The organism is Devosia sp. YR412 (assembly GCF_900110945.1).
In the GTDB taxonomy this organism is placed as follows: domain Bacteria; phylum Pseudomonadota; class Alphaproteobacteria; order Rhizobiales; family Devosiaceae; genus Devosia.
In genome coordinates this window covers 573,424-592,330 of sequence record NZ_FOFL01000001.1, presented here as the reverse complement: position 1 = coordinate 592,330, position 18,907 = coordinate 573,424, and the positions used below count along the sequence as shown (strand labels likewise).

At 62.5% G+C, this 18,907-nt stretch carries 18 protein-coding genes; 11 read left to right on the top strand and 7 right to left on the bottom strand.

What is annotated here, in order from left to right; translation table 11 throughout:
* Position 1 precedes the first annotated feature (1 nt).
* The 8 genes from BM045_RS02870 (at position 2) to BM045_RS02835 (ending at position 8,810) form a co-directional block, all read left to right on the top strand.
* Positions 2–457 carry an HIRAN domain-containing protein gene (locus BM045_RS02870; RefSeq protein ID WP_092179482.1) on the top strand — a complete coding sequence of 152 codons (456 nt, stop codon included), beginning with the start codon at positions 2–4 and terminating at the stop codon, positions 455–457.
* Between the two features lie 119 nt (positions 458–576).
* Positions 577–1,395, top strand: coding sequence for a phosphonate ABC transporter ATP-binding protein (gene phnC / locus BM045_RS02865; RefSeq protein ID WP_092179480.1), 819 nt, complete (start codon positions 577–579; stop codon positions 1,393–1,395).
* 61 nt (positions 1,396–1,456) lie between these two features.
* Positions 1,457–2,365: a phosphate/phosphite/phosphonate ABC transporter substrate-binding protein gene (gene phnD, locus BM045_RS02860; protein ID WP_092179478.1), complete on the top strand. Its 909-nt coding sequence runs from the start codon at positions 1,457–1,459 to the stop codon at positions 2,363–2,365.
* A 61-nt stretch (positions 2,366–2,426) separates the two neighbouring features.
* The gene (phnE, locus tag BM045_RS02855) at positions 2,427–3,398 is read left to right on the top strand and encodes a phosphonate ABC transporter, permease protein PhnE (protein WP_170848341.1); all 972 of its coding nucleotides are present in this window, start codon (positions 2,427–2,429) and stop codon (positions 3,396–3,398) included.
* A complete protein-coding gene (phnE, locus tag BM045_RS02850; RefSeq protein ID WP_092179475.1) occupies positions 3,399–4,739 on the top strand; it encodes a phosphonate ABC transporter, permease protein PhnE in 1,341 nt (446 codons plus the stop codon).
* A 113-nt stretch (positions 4,740–4,852) separates the two neighbouring features.
* A complete protein-coding gene (gene murB / locus BM045_RS02845; protein ID WP_092179473.1) occupies positions 4,853–5,845 on the top strand; it encodes a UDP-N-acetylmuramate dehydrogenase in 993 nt (330 codons plus the stop codon).
* Between the two features lie 246 nt (positions 5,846–6,091).
* The gene (treZ, locus tag BM045_RS02840; RefSeq protein ID WP_244522853.1) at positions 6,092–7,921 is read left to right on the top strand and encodes a malto-oligosyltrehalose trehalohydrolase; all 1,830 of its coding nucleotides are present in this window, start codon (positions 6,092–6,094) and stop codon (positions 7,919–7,921) included.
* Between the two features lie 82 nt (positions 7,922–8,003).
* On the top strand, positions 8,004–8,810 hold the full coding sequence (locus tag BM045_RS02835; RefSeq protein ID WP_092179471.1) for an inositol monophosphatase family protein: 807 nt from the start codon (positions 8,004–8,006) through the stop codon (positions 8,808–8,810).
* Positions 8,811–8,965: 155 nt separating this feature from the next.
* Here the strand turns inward: BM045_RS02835 and BM045_RS02830 are convergent, their stop codons facing one another.
* The 7 genes from BM045_RS02830 to BM045_RS02800 all read right to left on the bottom strand — a co-directional run bounded on the left by BM045_RS02830 (position 8,966) and on the right by BM045_RS02800 (position 15,692).
* On the bottom strand, positions 8,966–9,799 hold the full coding sequence (locus BM045_RS02830; protein WP_092179469.1) for a glycerophosphodiester phosphodiesterase: 834 nt from the start codon (positions 9,797–9,799) through the stop codon (positions 8,966–8,968).
* Positions 9,796–10,872 (bottom strand): ABC transporter ATP-binding protein, encoded by a 1,077-nt coding sequence (locus BM045_RS02825; protein WP_092179467.1) that lies wholly within the window; start codon positions 10,870–10,872, stop codon positions 9,796–9,798. The genes BM045_RS02830 and BM045_RS02825 overlap by 4 nt, the downstream gene beginning before the upstream one ends.
* Before the next feature lie 9 nt (positions 10,873–10,881).
* A complete protein-coding gene (locus BM045_RS02820; protein ID WP_092179465.1) occupies positions 10,882–11,703 on the bottom strand; it encodes an ABC transporter permease in 822 nt (273 codons plus the stop codon).
* On the bottom strand, positions 11,704–12,576 hold the full coding sequence (locus BM045_RS02815; protein ID WP_092179463.1) for an ABC transporter permease: 873 nt from the start codon (positions 12,574–12,576) through the stop codon (positions 11,704–11,706). It lies immediately after the preceding gene.
* Positions 12,577–12,578: 2 nt separating this feature from the next.
* Positions 12,579–13,727, bottom strand: coding sequence for an extracellular solute-binding protein (locus BM045_RS02810; RefSeq protein WP_092179461.1), 1,149 nt, complete (start codon positions 13,725–13,727; stop codon positions 12,579–12,581).
* Between the two features lie 338 nt (positions 13,728–14,065).
* Positions 14,066–14,548 (bottom strand): SRPBCC family protein, encoded by a 483-nt coding sequence (locus tag BM045_RS02805; protein WP_092179459.1) that lies wholly within the window; start codon positions 14,546–14,548, stop codon positions 14,066–14,068.
* 250 nt (positions 14,549–14,798) lie between these two features.
* Entirely contained in the window at positions 14,799–15,692 is an 894-nt protein-coding gene (locus tag BM045_RS02800) for an N-acetylmuramic acid 6-phosphate etherase (protein WP_092180839.1), read from the bottom strand.
* Positions 15,693–15,884: 192 nt separating this feature from the next.
* Here BM045_RS02800 and BM045_RS02795 point away from each other — a divergent pair, with 192 nt between their 5' ends.
* Genes BM045_RS02795 through nagA form a run of 3 tightly spaced genes read left to right on the top strand, consistent with a single transcriptional unit; the run spans position 15,885 to position 18,906 of the window.
* Positions 15,885–16,721, top strand: coding sequence for a GntR family transcriptional regulator (locus BM045_RS02795; RefSeq protein ID WP_244522852.1), 837 nt, complete (start codon positions 15,885–15,887; stop codon positions 16,719–16,721).
* Entirely contained in the window at positions 16,718–17,749 is a 1,032-nt protein-coding gene (locus BM045_RS02790; protein WP_244522851.1) for an SIS domain-containing protein, read from the top strand. The genes BM045_RS02795 and BM045_RS02790 overlap by 4 nt, the downstream gene beginning before the upstream one ends.
* Positions 17,746–18,906, top strand: a complete 1,161-nt coding sequence (gene nagA, locus BM045_RS02785) for an N-acetylglucosamine-6-phosphate deacetylase (protein ID WP_092179458.1) — start codon at positions 17,746–17,748, stop codon at positions 18,904–18,906. The genes BM045_RS02790 and nagA overlap by 4 nt, the downstream gene beginning before the upstream one ends.
* Position 18,907: the final 1 nt, after the last annotated feature.

Sequence of the window (18,907 nt, the reverse complement as noted above, 5' to 3'; positions counted from 1 at the left end):
TATGGGCTGGTTGGCTGGGTTTGCAATTGCCGCAGTGCTTCTTTGGAGCTGGATTAGGCACCTTCGAAAGCGGAATGGCCCGGACGAAACTCTCGATCGGGCTGCCGCTCCTCATATGGATGGCGACGGTTCGTTCGATTTCGATATCGTGGGCGAGGCAAGCTATCAGGAGGCGCTAGACACCATAGCTGGCGGGAAAACCAAAAAGGGTCATGAGATCGAAGTGCTGGCAACACTTGTGCGCGAACCAAGCAATCCGCACGATGGCAACGCGATCGCAGTTATTATCGAGGGCCGCAAGGTCGGATATGTTGCCCGGGCAGAGGCCAAGGCAATTTCCAAAATGATTGATAGCTGTGGTTATAGCCAGTTCACGGCGGACGCTATGATTGTCGGTGGATGGGTCGATCGAAAGGGCGAAGGCCACTACGGCGTTAAGCTCGACCTGCCCAGTTAGCGACCCGCGACAACCCACCGCACCAAACCGGTTCACAGTCATGGAACCGTCATCCAACCGTTACGTCAGCGTTACGCCACCGCCCTAGGTCTGCCGCAGTTGAGCAGCGAGGGCGCCTGATGCTGAAGATTTCCAATGTTTCGCGACGTTTCGGTGACAAGCTCGCCGTCAGCGACGTGAACCTTGAGATCCCGCAGGGCCAGATGGTTGGCATTATCGGTCGCTCTGGCGCCGGCAAGTCGACCATGCTGCGCATGATCAATCGCCTCAACGACGTCTCGTCGGGTTATATCGAATTCGATGGCGTCAAAACCTCCGAGCTGCGTGGCGCGGCCCTGCGCAACTGGCAGCGCGATTGCGCCATGATCTTCCAGCAGTTCAACCTCGTGCCACGCCTCGACGTCATCACCAATGTGATGCTCGGCCGGCTCAATGGCCGCAATCCGGTGCTCAACCTGTTGCAGGTGTTCGGCTCTGACGAGCAGCTCGCCGCCCTCAAGGCGCTGGAGCGCCTCGACATCGCCCAGACGGCCACGCAATGGGCGCAGACCCTCTCCGGTGGCCAGCAGCAGCGCGTCGCCATCGCCCGCGCCCTGATGCAGGGGCCGCGCATGATTCTAGCCGACGAGCCGATCGCTTCGCTCGACCCGCGCAATGCCCAGATCGTCATGGACAGCCTGCGCGACATCAATGCCGAAGGCATCACCGTCATAACCAATCTGCACACGCTCGATACGGCGCGTGCCTATTGCGAACGCATCATCGGCATGAGCGCCGGCAAGGTCGTCTTCGACGGCACGCCTGACGATCTGACCACCGATGTCGCCCGCACCATCTACGGCGCCGATGGCCTGAAAGAGGCATTCTCGGAGGCCATGACCTCGACGTCGATCGCGCCGATCGCGCTCAAATCCTCGGCTGCGCCTAGCGCGCCGTAACACTCGTTCCGCGGCCGGACTTCCGGCCTGCCGACAAACCGCGTCACAAAGGAAGAAACCCATGACCGCGCTCCGCACAATCCTGCTGGCCTCCGTGGCCCTCTCCATGTCCACCGCCGCTTTCGCCCAGGATGGCCTCGTCCTGCGCATCGGCCTTGATGGCGGCGAAAACGAAGCCGACCAGCTCCGTCGTTCGGAATGCGTTGCCGAGCCGCTGAAGGCCGCAACCGGTGCCACCGAAGTGCAGTTCTTCCCCTCGCCCGACTATAACGGCATCATCCAGGGCCTGCTTGGCGGCACCATCGACATCGCCATCATGGGCGCTTCGTCCTATGCAGCCATCTACCTGCAGGACCCGGAAGCCGTTGATCCCGTGCTGACCACCCAGCAGGAAGACGGTTCGACCGGCTACCACACCATCATGGTTGCTCGCGCTGACTCGGGCATCACCGATCTCGCTTCGACCAAGGGCAAGAAGCTCGGCTTTGCCGATCCGGATTCGACCTCGGGCTTCCTGATCCCCAACGTTGCCCTGCCGACCGACATCGGCGCACCGATCGCTGAATTCTACAGCGAAACCGGCTTCGGCGGCGGTCACGAAAACCTCGTCCTCGGCGTCCTCGACGGCACCTGGGATGTCGGCACCACATTTGGTTCGGGCCAGGGTGAATTCTCCGAAGGCTACACCTCCGGCAATCTGCGCATCATGGTCGACAAGGGCCTGCTCGACATGGACGACCTGGTGGAAGTCTGGCAGTCGCCAATCATCCCGAACGGCCCGCTGATGGTTTCGAACAAGCTCGACGCCGACATCAAGGCCAAGGTCACCGCCTTCTTCAAGGGCCTGCCGGAAGCCGACTTCGAGTGCTTCGACGCCTTCACCGCCGGTGGTTACACCAACTTCGTCGACGCCGGTCAGCCTCTTTACCAGACCATCATCGACGCCCGTAAGTCCGTCATCGGCGGCTAATCTCTGAACTGAAGACGACGGCGGCGCCCCATGGCGCCGCCGTTGCCACATGGGGGCGCATATGGCCGATATTTCTGAACCCGCAGGCTTGAGCCCGGCGTCCGCGACGCTGCTGCGCCATTATCGCGCCCAGGTCATGACGCGCCGCGTCTACTCCATCCTGATCGGTCTGGGCGTGCTGGTCGCGCTGGCCCTGGCGATGAACTATGCCAATGCCGCCAATTCGGGGAAGTTCTTCGACCGGCTTCCCTATATGTTCGACTTCATCAAGAACTTCGTGCCGCGTGATCCCTTAGAGATCTTCCGCGCTATGTTCGATCTGCCGTCGCCCTATTTCGACGGCTCGGCCAAGTATGATTATACCTCGGCCCGGGTCTATATCACCGACAGCCTCTACATTCCCAATTTCATCTATCAGCTGATCATCACGGTCAATATCGCCATCGTCTCGACGATTATCGGCGGCGGCATCGCCTTCTGCCTGTGCTTTTTCGCAGCCACCAACCTCGTTGGCGCCGGTGCCGTACGCTGGTTCATGCGCCGCACCATGGAAGTGCTGCGGGCCTTCCCCGAAATCGTCATCGCCGGCCTGCTCACCGCCGTTCTCTCCATCGGCCCCATCGCCGCCGTCGTCGCGGTGTCGCTGCACACCATCGGCGCGCTCGGAAAACTGTTCTTCGAAGTGGTCGAAAATGCCGATATGAAGCCCGACGAGGGGCTGAAATCAGTGGGCGCTACCTGGCTTGAGCGCGTGCGCTACGCCATCGTGCCCCAGGTCATGCCCAATTTCGTGAGCTATGGCCTGCTGCGGCTGGAAGTGAACGTCCGCGCCTCGACCATCATTGGCGCAGTCGGCGGTGGCGGCATCGGCGAGGTGTTCCGCCTGTCGATCGGCCGCGACTATGCCGCCCAGACCTATGCCATCATCATCATGCTGCTGGTCACCATCATCGTCATCGACCAGTTTTCGGGCTGGCTGCGCCGCAGACTGGTGGGCAATCAGGGCTTCAATATCGCCAAGGAGAGCGTGTAAATGACCGCGATCAGTGCGGCCGAACGTCTTCGGCTCGAAAAGAAGTTCCCCGACGTTTTCAAGCAGAGCTTTTTCAAGCGCTTCGGCCTGCTCATTGGCCTCGTGCTGACGGTGGTCTACCTCATCTTCTGCTATTTCTTCTTCAACGTCGGCCCCGCCTTCCAGAATGGCAAATGGGACCGCGCCGCCATCTATGTGCAGGACTGGTATAGCTGGCGCGCCCAGCCACGCTTGCGCTTCGAGGACGGCGCCGTGGTGCCGCAATGGTCGAGCCGCGGCCAATATGCGCAGGGCGCCACCATCGACTGGCTGACGCCTCAGGCCGACGGCAGCATGGTCGCGACCTTCAACGGCGACGCCAATCGCCTCGATATTTCGACCACCCAGGTCGACGTCTATGTCGATGGCGTCGCCTATCCGGTGACCATCACCGCCGACGGTGCCTTTGCGCCGGCCGATGTGCCCGCCGCCATCGTGCAGGACCGCCAGAAGGTTTTGGTGAACTACGGTTTCGCCGGCCAGGCCGAAATCCGCGACAACCAGGTCGCCGTACAGCGCCGCTTTTTCGGCTGGGCCAATTTCCTCTACGATCCCAAGTCGCCGCTCTGGGGCAATGACCTGTTCTCCTCCATTGGCTTGGTCTTCTCCGGCGATCGCGTCAATCCGGACATGTCCAATGCCCAGTATGTGCTCAACCAGTGGCTCAACAACCAGGCCTGGCAGCATGGCGATATCCTGATCAAGCTGCTGCAGACCCTGGTCATGGCCTTTGTCGGCACGCTGCTGGCCACGCTGATCGCCTTCCCGCTGGCCTTCATCGCCGCCCGCAACATCACCCAGAACCGCCCCTCCAACTGGTTCATGAAGCGGTTCTTCGACTTTCTCCGCTCGGTCGACATGCTGATCTGGGCGCTGTTCTTCACCCGCGGCTTCGGCCCCGGCCCGATCCCCGGCATTGCGGCGATCTTTTTCACCGACACCGGTGCGCTCGGCAAGGTCTATGCCGAGGCGCTGGAAAATGTCGACGACAAGCAGCGCGAAGGCATGCAGTCGGTCGGCGCCAGCCCGCTCTCGGTCAACCGCTATGGCGTGGTGCCGCAGGTGTTGCCGGTGTTCGTTTCGCAGTCGCTTTACTTCTGGGAGAGCAACACCCGCTCGGCCACCGTCATCGGCGCGGTCGGGGCCGGCGGCATTGGTCTGAAACTGCTCGAATCCATGGGCACCAATTCCGACTGGGACAAGGTGGCCTATATGGTGCTGCTGATCCTGCTGGTGGTCTTCATCTTCGACAATATCTCCAATGCCATCCGCTCGCGCCTGATCGGCCCGGCTGCGCATTGACGGCTCTTTGCCTCTCCCCTCGAGCGAGAGGCAAGGAAGGCCTCGATTTCGGCGCATCGACACGATATTCCCAGATATCGACGCGGCTTTGAATCGCGCCGCGGGGACAGCTTATGACGCCAGACTTCGACCTGCAGGCCCACAATACCTTTGGCCTGCCGGCGCGCGCCCGCTTTGGCACCACGGTCACGACGGCGGACGACCTGGTCCCGCTCCTCGCGGAGGCCAAGGCCAAAAACCTGCCGCTGCGCATTCTCGGCGGCGGCAGCAATGTTGTGCTGCGCCCGTGTTTTGACGGCATCATTGCCCTGATGGGCATTGCCGGCCGCGACATTATCGGTCGCCACGGTGACCAAACTCTGGTCCGCTTCGGCGCCGGCGAAAACTGGCACGCGATTGTAGAATGGAGCATCGCGCAGGGCCTGTCGGGGCTGGAAAACCTCGCCGCCATTCCGGGCACGGTTGGCGCCGCGCCGATCCAGAATATCGGCGCCTATGGGTTGGAACTGGTCGATCGCTTTCATGCCTTGGAGACCTTCGACACGCTGGAAGGCACCACGCTGACCTTTGACCGCGACGCCTGCCAGTTCGCCTATCGCCAGAGCTTCTTCAAGCGGGCGCCGGGCCGCTATGTCGTGACATCGGTAACCTTAGCCTTCCCCAATGCGTGGCAGCCGAACCTCGCCTATCCCGGCCTCAGCGATATCCCCGCTGATGCCGATGCGAAAACCATCATGGACCGCGTCGTCGCCGTCCGCGCCAGCAAGCTGCCCGATTGGCGCGTCACCGGCAATGCCGGCTCGTTCTTTCACAATCCGATCGTCGAAAGCGCCGTCGCGGACGCCATCGCAGCCTACCATCCCGAAGCACCGCGCTATCCCGGCGGAGCAGGTCGCGTGAAGCTGTCGGCCGCCTGGCTGATCGAGCGCTCTGGCTTCAAGGGTTTCCGCTACGGCGCCGCGGGCGTGTCGCCCAACCATGCGTTGGTGCTGATCAACACCGGCGGTGCAACGCAGGCTGAGATCAGTGAATTGGCTGGGCAGATCGTGGCGGGCGTGAAGTCGCGGTTCGGCGTCGAGCTGGTTCAGGAACCGGAGCTGCTGTGATGTGGCCATTCGCTTGAAAGCGGATAACCCCTCCTAGCTTCCCCCTGATAGGGGGAGGGACTGATGCAGTTCTGGGGACTATTGTGCCAACCACCAGCCGGATTCCTCCCCCTTTTCAGGGGGAGGTTAGGTGGGGGTATTCTTGCTTCTTGATAAGGACGCATCCCACCCCTGCGCATCCCCGCGGAACCTCTTCCCACCGCACCCATTTCTCCCCCGCCGGTTCCCGTCCGGCAGGGGTAATCCATGACGTTCCAGACCATTGTCCGCAGCCACAAGATGCGCTTTGGCGCCGAACTGCGGGAGAACAGCACGCGCTTCAAGATCTGGGCGCCCAAGTGCAAGAGCATTCAGCTCAAACTCAAGGGCAAGCGGACTTTGCTTGATCTTGAGGCCCGCAAGGACGGCTGGCACAAGATCGAGGTGGAAGGCGTCAAGGCTGGGGCGCTGTACAAATATGTGCTGCCCGACGGAATGGAAATTCCTGATCCGACCTCACGCTTTCAGCCCGAGGATGTGCATTCCTGGAGCGAGGTGGTCGATCCGCGCAAATTCGACTGGACCGATGCCGAATGGCGCGGAAGGCCGTGGGAAGAGGCCATCATCTATGAGCTGCATATCGGCACCTTTACGCAGCAGGGCACGTTTCGCGCTGCGATAGCCAAGCTCGACCATCTGGTGATGCTGGGCATCACGGCCATTCAGGTCATGCCGATTGCCGATTTCTACGGCCGCTTCAACTGGGGCTATGACGGCGCCATGCTGTTCGCCCCCGAAAGCGCCTATGGCCGGCCCGAGGATGTGAAGGCCTTCGTCGATGCCGCGCATGAACGCGGGCTGATGGTGTTTCTCGACGTGGTGTTCAACCACTTCGGCCCGCATGGCAATTACCTGCCGTCGGTCTCGCCCATCTTCACCAACCGCCATTCCAGCCCCTGGGGCGCCGGCATCAACTATGATGACAAGGGCGCTGACGTGGTGCGAGAGCTGGTCATCGAGGCGGCGATCTATTGGGTGACCGAATTCCATTTCGACGGGCTGCGACTCGATGCGGTGCATGAAATCCAGGATGACAGCACGACCCATATTCTCGAAATCATCGCCGCCCGCGTCCGCGCCGCCAATCCCTATCGCTTCCTTCATCTGATCGTTGAAAATTCCAAGAACCAGGAGCGCTGGCTTCGCCGCACATCCGGCCGCCATCCGGTGCATTACACGGCGCAGTGGAATGACGACGTGCATCACCTGCTGCATGCCGCGGCAACCGGCGAAAACACCGGTTATTACGCCGATTTCGACAATCTCGAAGAGCGCTGTGAGCGTCTCGGCAAGGCCTTGGCCGAGGGCTTTGCCTATCAGGGCGAAATCCGCCCGCGCAAGGGCGAGAAGGTCGGCGAACCCAGCGTCGGCTTGCCGGCCACCGCCTTCGTTTCCTATATCCAGGACCACGATCAGATCGGCAATCGGGTGTTTGGCGACCGTATCACCAAGCTGGCCAATGTGGATGCGGTCAAGGCGCTGACAGCGGTCTATCTACTGCTGCCGCAGATCCCCATGCTGTTCATGGGCGAGGAATGGGCCAGCACCCAGCCGTTTCCCTTCTTTTCCGACGTCCCTCCCGATTTGCGCGATGCGGTGCTTGGAGGCCGCCAGGAAGAGCTCAAGAACACGCCCGAGCATGACGACCCCAGCAAGCCCAATGTGGAAGACACCGTCGATCCGACGCTGGTCAGCACCTTTGAATCCGCCAAGCTCGACTGGAAAAACCTGAGCAAGCAGGAGCATGCCGACTGGCTCTGGCACTACCGGCAGCTGATCGATATCCGCAAGATGGAGATCATTCCGCGCCTGCCGGGCCTGGAGGGCTTTTCCGCCCATTACGAAATCTTGGGCATGAAGGCGGTGTTGATTTCCTGGCGCATGGGCGACGGGAAGATGCTCAGGCTTTATGCCAATCTCGACAATGACAGCCAGTCCGGCGTGCCGCCGGTGATCGGCCGTCGCGTGCATTTGCAGGGCTTTGCCGAGGAGGGCGTGCTGGGGCCGTGGTCGGTGCTGTGGACGGTGGAAATCTGAGGCACCCGGCGCCGCCAAACTGTCACACGCGGCTGTTACCCCGACCCGGCCTTTGCTAGAAAGAGCCGACCCGGAGCCTGCCATGAATTATGAAGCCGTCCTTGCCGACATGATCGCCGTCGCCCGTGAAGCGGGCGCCCTGACGCTCAAACATTTCAAACGCTTTCGCGAGCTGGAGATCGGCATCAAGGGCCCGGCGGATTTCGTCTCCGAGGCGGACAAGGAAAGCGAACTGCTGATCCGCAAGGTTTTGGGTGAGCGCTATCCGGAGTGGAATTTCACCGGCGAGGAATTCGCCCCCGACGAGCGCGGTGGCGACCACCGTTGGCTGGTCGATCCGATCGACGGCACCACGAATTTCATCAATGGCATGCATTACACCATCTCGATTGCACTGCGCCGCGGCAATGAGACCATCTGCGGCGTGCTCTACAATCCGCCGGCAGACGAAATGTTCTGGTCGATCGCCGGGCAGGGCGCCTTCATGAATGGCGAGCGCCTCAAGGTCAGCGACCAGACTGATATTGGCCTGATGAATATCGGCACCGGCCTGCCCACCCCGGGCCTGCAGCTCTATCCCGGCGCCTATGAGCGCCTCGACGCCATCCGCGCGCCAATCAGCTCGGTCCGCGTTGTTGGCAGCGCTGCCAATAGCTGCGCCTATGTGGCGATGGGCCGGCTCACCGGCTATTACGAAGAGACCGGTTTTCTCGATACTGCGGCCGGCATTCTTTTCGTGCAGGAAGCCGGCGGCGTGGTCACCGACTGGTGGGGCCGCGGGCCAGAGGTCTATGAGCGCACCGGCACGCTGATCGTCGCCAACAAGGCGACGCATGCCTATCTGATCGAGAGGCTGAAGGATGTGCCGCGGAAAGAGCCTAGGCTCTGAGCCGTCCCACGAACGCGATGTCATCCCGGCCTTGAGCCAGGATCCATCTCGAGATGTCTGTCTTGCCGCAAGGTGGACCGTTCGATCGACCGTGCGGCCGTGGCTTGATCTCGGGATGGGCCCCGGCTCAAGGCCGGGATGACACCGTGGCTGGGCTACCCCATCAACGCCACCAACCCCTCCGGATCATCCGTCGTGATCTGATCCACCTTCAGCTCCAGCAGCCGCGCCACCGTCGCCTGCGTCTCGGCATTGGCGACCTGGATCGTCCAGGCATCCACCCTTTTGCCCTGCTGGTGAAACGCCTCGACAATGTCAAAGCCCACATCGGCCGAGAGCGTGACGATCTGCCAGGCGAGGTAGATCATGTCCGAACCGGGCAGGGCGGCGACGGCGTCATCGACAAAGCCCTGCAATGTCCCATCCGCCAGTGCGGCCTTGAAGACATGCTCGTCGCTCGGATCAAAGCCGATCTGCATGCCCGGCACGGCGTCGGTCAGCATGCGGATCGCTGCCGCCGAGCCCGACGAGACTATCATATTGCGGGCCACCGGCCCGGTGGCGCGGGCAAAATTCTCCAGCGCGCGGGCGTCGAGGACGGTTTCGTCCTCCTTGTAGTCGAGCTGCAGCAGCGCATCGGGATGCACCGTGCCTTGCGCCATCAGGGCGCAGAGGTCGTCGAGCAGCATGACTTTGTCAGCAATTGGCGCGCCGTCATTGTCGCGCAGCTGCAGGGTGCGCAGCATGGCATCGCTGCTTGCGGCCACTGCGCCATGCCCGGTGGTCTCGCGTTCAAGCGTCAGGTTGTGCAGCACAGCAAAACCCTTGTCGGCCGTGACAACCAGATCGACCTCGATACTGGCACCCAGCCGCATGGCTTCCAGAATGCGTGCGCCGGTGAACACCGGATCGCTCGCCTTGCGGCGGCCGCGATGCCACTTCAGCCAGGTGCGATGGCCGTTGCGTTCGATCAGTATCGGATCGCTCATGCGTCGACCAGTGCCGGATGGGGGGCGGGAGCGACCGCGCTGGTGCGATGGATCACCTTGCCGTCGCGATAGGCGGCAATGGCGCGCGGCGCGAGGCTGACGCCCTGGCCGGGCTGGAACAGGTCGGGATGCGACACCATCGCCTTGACCCGCGTGCCGTCCTTGAGCTCGAGATCCACCAAGCCATGCGTGCCATAGTCGGTGACGCGATGCACTTTGCCCTGGCCAGTGGTGCTGGCGGTCAGGTCCAGCGCCTCGGGACGCACGGCAAGAATGGCCGGACCATCGCTCACGGGCAGCGGGGTGGAATAGCCGGCCTTGCTGAACACGCCATTGCTGACGACGCCCTCGATCAGGTTCATCGTGCCGATGAAGCCGGCCACGAACGGCGTCTGCGGCTCGCGATATACCACATCGGGGCGGTCGATCTGCTCGGTCTTGCCGTCGCGCATCACCACAATGCGGTCGGCCATGGAAAGGGCCTCGTCCTGGCCGTGGGTCACGAACAGCGTGGTGATCTTGAGGCGCTGCTGGATGTCGCGCACCTCTTCGCGAAGTCTTTCGCGCAAGTGCTGGTCGAGACTCGCAAAAGGCTCGTCGAGCAGCAGGATTTTCGGCTCCAGCACCAGCGAGCGCGCCAGCGCCACGCGCTGCTGCTGCCCGCCCGACAGCTGCGTCACGGCGCGCGTGCCATAGCCACCTAGGCCCACCAGCTCGAGCACGCCTTCAACGCGGCGCTTGATCTCGGGCGCCGCGACCTTGCGCAGCTTGAGGCCAAAGGCCAGGTTCTTGAACACATTCATGTGCGTCCACAGCGCATGGCTCTGGAACACCATGCCGGTCGGGCGCTTCTCCGGCGGCACATTGGTGATGTCCTCGCCATCGATGGTCATCAGGCCCGAAGTTGGGGTTTCAAAGCCGCCCACCATGCGCAGCAGTGTCGACTTGCCGGAGCCCGAGGGGCCGAGCAGGCAGACCAGTTCGCCATCGGCCACATCGAGCGAAAAGCTGTCGACGGCCGTGGTGCCATTGGGAAAAATCTTGGAGACGTCTTTGATCTTGAGAACGGACATTTAAAAATCCTAGCCGCCGAAGCCGCGGGCAAACGAGCCGGAATTCACCACCTTGCGGGCAAACAGCAGCGCGATAAAACTGGGAACCCAGAGCAGCACCGAAAGCACGGCGCCATACTGGATGACGGGCTGGTTGTTGATGAAGGAGATCATCAGTACCGGCAGCGTGCGCACCTGCGGCGCGCCGATCAGCCAAGCGCCCTCGGTCTCGTAGAAGGTGCCGACAAAGCTGAGGAGAATCGCCGCCGCAATGGTCGGTCCGGCCTGCGGCAGGGTGATCGACCAGAACACCCGGAAGGGCGAAGCGCCCACGTCACGCGCGGCTTCTTCCATGCGCCGGTCAACGGCCTGGAAGGCGGCCACCGGGATCCAGATCATGAACAGCAAAGTGCCCACCAGCTGGATCAGCACCACGCCCCAGAAGGTGCCGATGAGATTAAGCTGCAGGAAAATGCCAGCAATGGCGACCAGCAGGCCGAATTTGGGGAAGGCATGACCGGCTAGGAACGAGAAGAACAACAGGTTCCGGCCCGGGAAATCCAGCCGCGCGAAGGCATAGGCCGCCGGCAGGCAGATCGCCGCCGAAAGCGCCGTCACGGTGAAGGACAGCGTCAGGCTCATCGATATGGAACTCCAGACGTCGGCCCGCGCCAGCGTCTGGTTCCAGAAGCGCAGGCCAAATTCCTGCGGGATGACCGAAGGGTAGCGCCAGACATTGGTAAACGCCCAGGTGCCGACCACCACCAGCGGCAGCACGATGACCAGGGTCAAGACCGCTGCCAGCACGATGCCGGTCCAGTCGAGCTTGCGATAGGCGAGAGTGGCGGCCATTTACGCTGCCCTGTTCTTGGCGACGGAGCGCACGTAGAAAAGTCCGAAGACGATGCAGAAGCCGAAGGTGACGACGGCCTGCGTGATGGCGGTTTTCGGTTCCAGCAGTTCGCGGAAGGTGCGCTGCATGAAGGGGCCCATCATTTCCGGCGCTGCCGGCCCCAGGATATAGGGCAGGGTAAAGGCCGAGAAAATCCCAAGCACAGCAAAGGAAATCGCCACGAGGATCGAATTGGAAATGCGCGGCAGGATGATGTGCCAGAGCAGGGCCAGCGTGCCGGCGCCGACATCGCGCGCCGCCTCGACGGCCTGATTGGAGACGCTGCCCAGACCCGACAGCAGGATGAGAACGGTCAGCGGGATATTGTCCCAGACCAGACCGATTACCGGTCCCCAGGGGGTCAAATAGGGCGAGCGAATATGCGGCAGACCCACGGAATTGAGCAGCAGATCGACGGTGCCATTGGGGCCGAGCACACGGATAAAGGCGAAGCTCAGGATGATCGACGGGACGAACATCGGAAAAATGGCGAGGCCCTGCACATAGACTGCCACGCGCGTATTGGAAAAGCGCAGGTAAAGCGCGATCGGCAAGCAGACCACCAGCAACAGGACAGCGCAGACCCCGGTGGTCCACAGCGTCATCGAGAGGTTGGAAAGGCTATAGCCGTCGGAAAAAAAGAAGCTGTAGGTGTCGAGCGAAACGGCGCCCTGGCCTTGGGGCGTGGTGGTCCAGACGGTCTGGATCACGGCGGAAATGATCGGCCAGATCACCAGCCAGGCAACGAGCAGCACAGGCGTGGCGACGAGCAGGAGGCCATAAGGCCTCCTGCGAACTGGCGTGACGGACCCGATCTGGTCCGAGGCTGTCATGGTCACGAAGCGGGATCCACATTCGGAGCCACGGCACGGTACCAGCCGTCGTTGACGGCCTTTTCCCAATCACCGCCGGGGAAGGTCGGGATGGTGGTCGGGATAATGTCGGCGAAACGCTCGCGCAGTTCGGCCGAAACATGGTCCCACGACACGCCCGGATAGCCACCGAGTTCGGTCAGCACGGCCGACTGGATTTCCTCCGTGAGGAGGAAGTCGGCGAGCTTGAGGGCGGCGTCCTTGTTGGCGCCATTGCTCAGCACGGCCAGCTTGGTGAAGCCGCCAGGCAGGCCGAGGTCCTGCAGCTGCACAAGACCGGTGGTCTCGGGCAGGGCGCCCTGGGCGATTGCCGAAAGGGTCTGGTCCGACCAAGCGGGGATCATGGTCACGGCCGACTGGCTGAGCAGCTGGATCGACTGGGTGTTGCCCGACGTATAAGCGCCGCCATCGAACAGCGACGGAGCGAGATCCTTGAGGATGTCCCAGGCTGGGTTCAGCATGGCATCGCCGGATTCCTGGGTGTAATTGTCCACCGAGAACTTGGTCGGATCATTGCCATTGGCTTCGAAAATCGCGCGACGGACGAAGTTACCGCCCGAACCGCCCTTGTTGGGACGGTTGTAGATGAACTGGCCAGGATTGGCCTTGATCCAGGCGACGAGGTCGGCCCAGGTCTTGGGAACATTGGCCGGGTCCAGCTTGGTGGTGTCATAAGCCAGAAGAACCTGCGAACCGCGGTAAGGGAGGTTGGTCGGGATGTCGAAGGCCAGCGGGTTGATCTTGGAATAGTTGGACAGACCAGCCTTTTCGAAGTCGACATAGAGGCCCTTGGCAATGCCATCGACCGTAACGCGGCTGTCGAAGCCTTCGAACAGGTCGGCCTGCGGATCACTGCCCGATGCGAGCGCGGCGAGAGCGCGATCGGCAATGGCCGAAACACCGGCGCCGTCGCCGCCGTCCACCAGATTCAAGGTAATGCCCGAATTGGCCGCTTCGAAAGCCGGCTTCACGGTATTGGTCCAGAAGTCGATAACGTTCTGGTCCGAGGTGAAATAAACGTCGATGACGCCTTCTGCGCCAAAGGACATGCGAGGCAGCATCAGAGCACCGGCAGCAAAGCCAGTTGCGAGCATGAAATCACGCCGTTTCATTAGTATCTCCCAAAGCCCGTTCAATAGAACGGATGTTCCGCAGTGCGGCACGCGCCGCTCGCAGGTTTCATCGATCTTGCGTCGACCTCTCCCGTAGGGGAGCTAACTACCGCAATGGAAATTAGGCAAGGGGGGAGCCCCAGGATCAGCGACGCATCGATGCGCCGGTACCAATCACAGCTTTACGACAGTCATATAACAGGCGGGGAGATGCCGGTGGACGGGGGCTGCGCCGCTGCACAGTGTTCTAGGTGTGGAACAGAAATTCCAAAATGACCGTTTGGCATCGTCATAATGCTGCTGGGCCGCTTTAGTCGAGCGGCCCCAAAGCTAAAGTATTAGATGCGGGCTGCCAGTTCTTCGAGCTGGCCTGCACACAGGCCCCAGCCTTCGTGGAAGCCCATCTTCTTGTGGTTCTCGGCGTCTTCTGCCGTCCAGTGCCGGGCGATGGCGGTATATTTGGTCTTGCCCTCACCCGCGTCTTCAAAGGTCAGCACCGCCGTGAAGAACGGCTTTTCCGACGGCGCCCAGTCGCCGATAAAGGCATCGGTGAACACCAGCTTCTCATTGGGCACGATTTCCAGATACTGGCCCGGATTGGGATATTCATTGCCGGCCTCGTCAGCCATGGTGATGACGCTGCCGCCGCCAACCCGCAGGTCGATTTGGGCCTTTGGCGTCGACCACGGCTTGGGCGCAAACCACTGGGTGATCAGTTCAGGCTGGGTCCAGCACTGATAGACCTTGTGGCTCGGCGCATTCAGCACGCGAGTCAAAACGAGGTCGCGATCGGTGTCTGCGGTGGGAAGGGCATTGCTCATTATCGTCTCCTGTCAGTGACTTGCTTCATACACGCTACGAATGACGGGCGGATGTTTCGACAGGGGAGTGGGAGAAATTTTTGGTGGGACATCGTGGCCAAACCACCCCCACCCGACCGCCTGCGGCGGACACCCTCCCCACAAGGAGGAGGGACAAGAAGCATCGAGACCGCTGAACTCGCCCATCCCTCCCCTGAATGGGGAGGGTTGCCCCGAAGGGGTCGGGTGGGGTGATGGTTCGAGTGGAGTGCTACCGCCCCAACACCGCCAAAGCCGGCCGCAGCCGCCCACCAAATTCATCCAGCAGCTCCCGCGCCCGGCCCACATCCGCCCCGGCCGCAATCAGCACCGCCAGCTTCACACCACCCTCAGCCTGCTCCAGCGCCGCCGCAGCAACCTCATCGGACACGCTGGTCACCGCCATCACAATGCCCTTGGCCCGGCCCTGTAGTTTCAGATTATCCGCCACTAGATTGACCATATAGCCGTCATGCACATGGCCCAGCTGCACGGCCATCATGGTCGACAGCATATTGAGGGCAATCTTTTGTGCCGTGCCCGCGCCCATGCGGGTCGAACCGGCGATAACCTCCGGCGGCGTCGGCAGGCAGATGGCGACATCGACCCGATCGAACAGCGGCGCGCCGCGATTATTGCTGATGCCAATGGTGCTCGCCCCCGCAGCGCGCGCGGCTTCAACCGCCGCCATCGGGTAGGGCGTGTAGCCGCTCGCCGTCAGCGCAATGACGCAGTCGCCGGGACCAACCTGCACCGCCGCCAACTCGGCCCGCGCCGCATCACCATCATCCTCCGGCCCGCCGCGCATCTCGCGCAGCATCTCCATGCCGCCGGCCAGCAGCACCTTGATGCGATCACCGGCAATTCCATAGGTGCCGGGCAATTCCAGCGCATCGGCAAGCGCCATCAGCCCCGAGCTTCCCGCCGCTGCATAGATCAGCCGGCCGCCCGCGCGCAGGCTGTTGGCAGCCCGATCGGCCGCGGCACGAATGGACGGCACGGCGTCCTGCACCGCCTCTGCCGCCTCGACCTGCGCCCGGGACAGAATCGCCAATGCCTCTTCGGCCGGCTTCATGTCGAAGCCCCTAGCGCTGGCATGGGTCATCTCGGTCCGTGTCGCGCTCATGGGCGTCTCCTCCTGCCGGGCGATAATGCCAAAATCATACCACTTGTCCAGACGCGCGGCATCCAACTGCCTCTCCTGATAAAACCGAAATCTCAAATGCCCAATACAAGCAGGGCTATGCGACCAAAGTGCAGAATTGCGTTTTGGCTCTTGGTGAATGGTATTTTATTGGTATCATGTGGTGGCGCGGCCATGTCAGCCGCGTATCCGATGATGGGCAATGCGCCGCTGACCGCAACAGGGGGAAGAGTGGCAGACGCGTCGAACAGTTTCTTCGCCGATGGTCCGGTGGTGCTGCCCTCGGGCGGGCCGCTTTATCTCCAGCTCAAGCGCTGGATCGAGGATGCCATTCATTCCGGCGCCGTCAATCCCGGCGACGCGCTGCCCTCCGAGCGCGATCTCGCCACCAAGGTCGACGTCTCCCGCGTCACCGTGCGCAAGGCGGTACTGCAGCTGGTCAAGGATGGCGTGCTGGTGCAGCGCCATGGCTCGGGCACTTTCGTCGCCCCGATCACCCAGCGGGTGGAACAGTCGCTGTCGCAGCTGACCTCCTTTACCGAAGACATGGCGCGGCGCGGCATGGCCGTGCGCGCCGAATGGCTCGATCGCGGTCTTTATATTCCCTCGCCCGAGGAAACCGTCATCTTGGGCCTGAGCTCGGGCGAGCAGGCCGCGCGTATCTCTCGGCTGCGCCTCACCGGCGAAACGCCCCTGGCCATCGAGCGCGCCAGTCTTTCCTCACATGTGCTGCCCGACCCGGCCAGCATTGGCGACAGTCTCTACAAACACCTCGATAAATTCGGCAATCGCCCGGTCCGCGCCATCCAGCGCATCCGCGCCGCCAATCTGGGCGCCGAGGATGCAGCGCTGCTGCATGTGCCGGAGGGCTCGGCCGGGCTCAATATCGAGCGCACCTCTTATCTGGCCTCGGGGCGGGTGATCGAATTCACCCGTTCGATCTATCGGGGCGATACCTATGATTTCGTCGCCGAGCTGCGGCTCGGCGATCCTGCAGGAGCCAAGCCGTGATTTCGAACCAGACCTTCATGCGCCAGGAAGTCGACGCCATCCCTGATGTCGTCGCCGGCTTTCTCGATCAGAGCGGCGCCGTCCTCGATGCCGCCGCCGCCGCCCTGCGCGAGCGCGATCCGGCGCTGGTCGCGACGGTTGCTCGCGGCTCCTCCGACCATGCCTGCGCCTATCTCAAATATGCCATCGAACTGACGCTGGGCCTGCCGGTCGCCTCGATCGGTCCGTCCATCGCTTCCATCTATGGTAAGGATCTCAAACTCGACCGCGCCGCCACCATCGCCATTTCGCAGTCTGGCAAGAGCCCCGACATCGTCGGCATGACCCAGTCCGCCCGTCGCTCGGGCGCCACCACCATTGCCATCACCAATACCGCCGGCTCGCCGCTGGCCGAAGCTTCGGATTTCACGGTCGACCTGCATGCCGGCCCGGAAAAATCGGTGGCCGCCACCAAGACCTTCGTCACCTCAGTCGTTGCCGGCCTGTCGCTGGTCGCCCGCTGGAGCGGTGATGACGCGCTCAACGCCGCGGTCAATGACCTGCCCAACTCGCTGGCCAAGGCCGTCGCCTGCGACTGGTCCGAAATGATCACCGCGCTCGACGGCCACAACGCGCTCTATGTGCTCGGTCGCGGCCCCGGCTTTGCCATCGCCAATGAGGCAGCGCTGAAGTTCAAGGAAACCTGCAATATCCAGGCCGAATCCTACAGCGCCGCCGAAGTCATGCATGGCCCGGTCGCCATCGTCACCAAGGGCTATCCGGTACTGGGCCTCGCCGCGCGCGACGCCGCGGAAGCCTCGGTCGCCGATATGGCGCATAAGCTGGCCGGGCAGGGCGCACTGGCCTTCCTCACCAGCGACCATCCGGGTGCCGCCAAGGCCTTGCCCTTTGCTGCCACCGGCCATCCGATCACCGACCCGCTGTCGCTGATCGTCTCCTTCTATGGCTTCGTCGAAGCTCTCTCCCGTCATCGGGGCCTCAATCCCGACGTACCGCCGGCGCTCAAGAAGGTCACCGAGACCACATGAGCGACCTGACGGCCATCACTGGCGCCCGCATTTTCGACGGGCATGACTGGCACGACGATGCGGCGCTTCTGGTCGAGTTCGGCCATGTCAGCGGTATCGTTAGTTTAGATGCCGTCCCGCAGCGTTCAGAATCCTTTCATCTGGACGGCGGAATGCTGGTCCCCGGCTTCATCGACCTGCAGGTCAACGGCGGTGGCGGCGTGCTGTTCAACAATGCGCCGACCGTCGAATCCATCCGCACCATCTGCGCCGCCCATGCCCAATTCGGCACCACGGCGCTCTTGCCGACGCTGATCACTGACACGGTCGAGATCAACGTCGCCGCCATCGCCGCCGGAAAAGCTGCGGCAGATCAAGGCGTTCCGGGCTTCATCGGCCTTCACCTCGAAGGCCCGCACCTCTCCCTCGCGCGCAAGGGCACGCACGACCCGGCGCTGATCCGCCCGATGGATGACGCCGACCTTGCTCGCCTCATCGCGGCGCGGAAAGACCTGCCGAACCTGTTGATCACCGTAGCCCCAGAAACCGTAAACCCCAGCCAGATCAAGGCTCTAACTGACGCTGGTATCGTGGTCAGCATCGGTCATTCCGACGCCGGCATCGATATGGCCAGCGCCGCCTTCGCCGCCGGCGCCAGCATGGCCACGCATTTGTTCAACGCCATGAGCCAGTTGGGCAATCGCGAACCCGGCGTCGTTGGCGCGGTCCTGCATCACCCCAATGTCCACGCCGGCCTGATCGCCGATGGCATCCACGTCCATCCCGCCGCCATCAAGGTCGCCCTCGCGAGTAAATCCGGCCCCGGCCGCCTGTTCCTCGTCACCGACGCCATGTCGCAAACCGGCACCGACATCGAGACCCTTACCCTCAACGGCCGCACCATCACCCGCGCCGACGGCGCCCTGCGCCTCGCCGATGGCACATTGGCCGGCGCCGATCTCGACATGATCGACGCCGTCAATTTCATGCATGAAACCATCGGCTTGCCGCTGGAAGAGGCCATTCGCATGGCCTCGCTTTATCCAGCTGAGGCCATGGGCATTGAGGCAGAGTTCGGCCATCTCCGCCCCGCTGCCATGGCCAGCTTCGTGCATCTCTCCAACGACCGAAAGATGCGCGCCACCTGGATCCGGGGCGCCGAAGTCTGGCGCGCCTAGA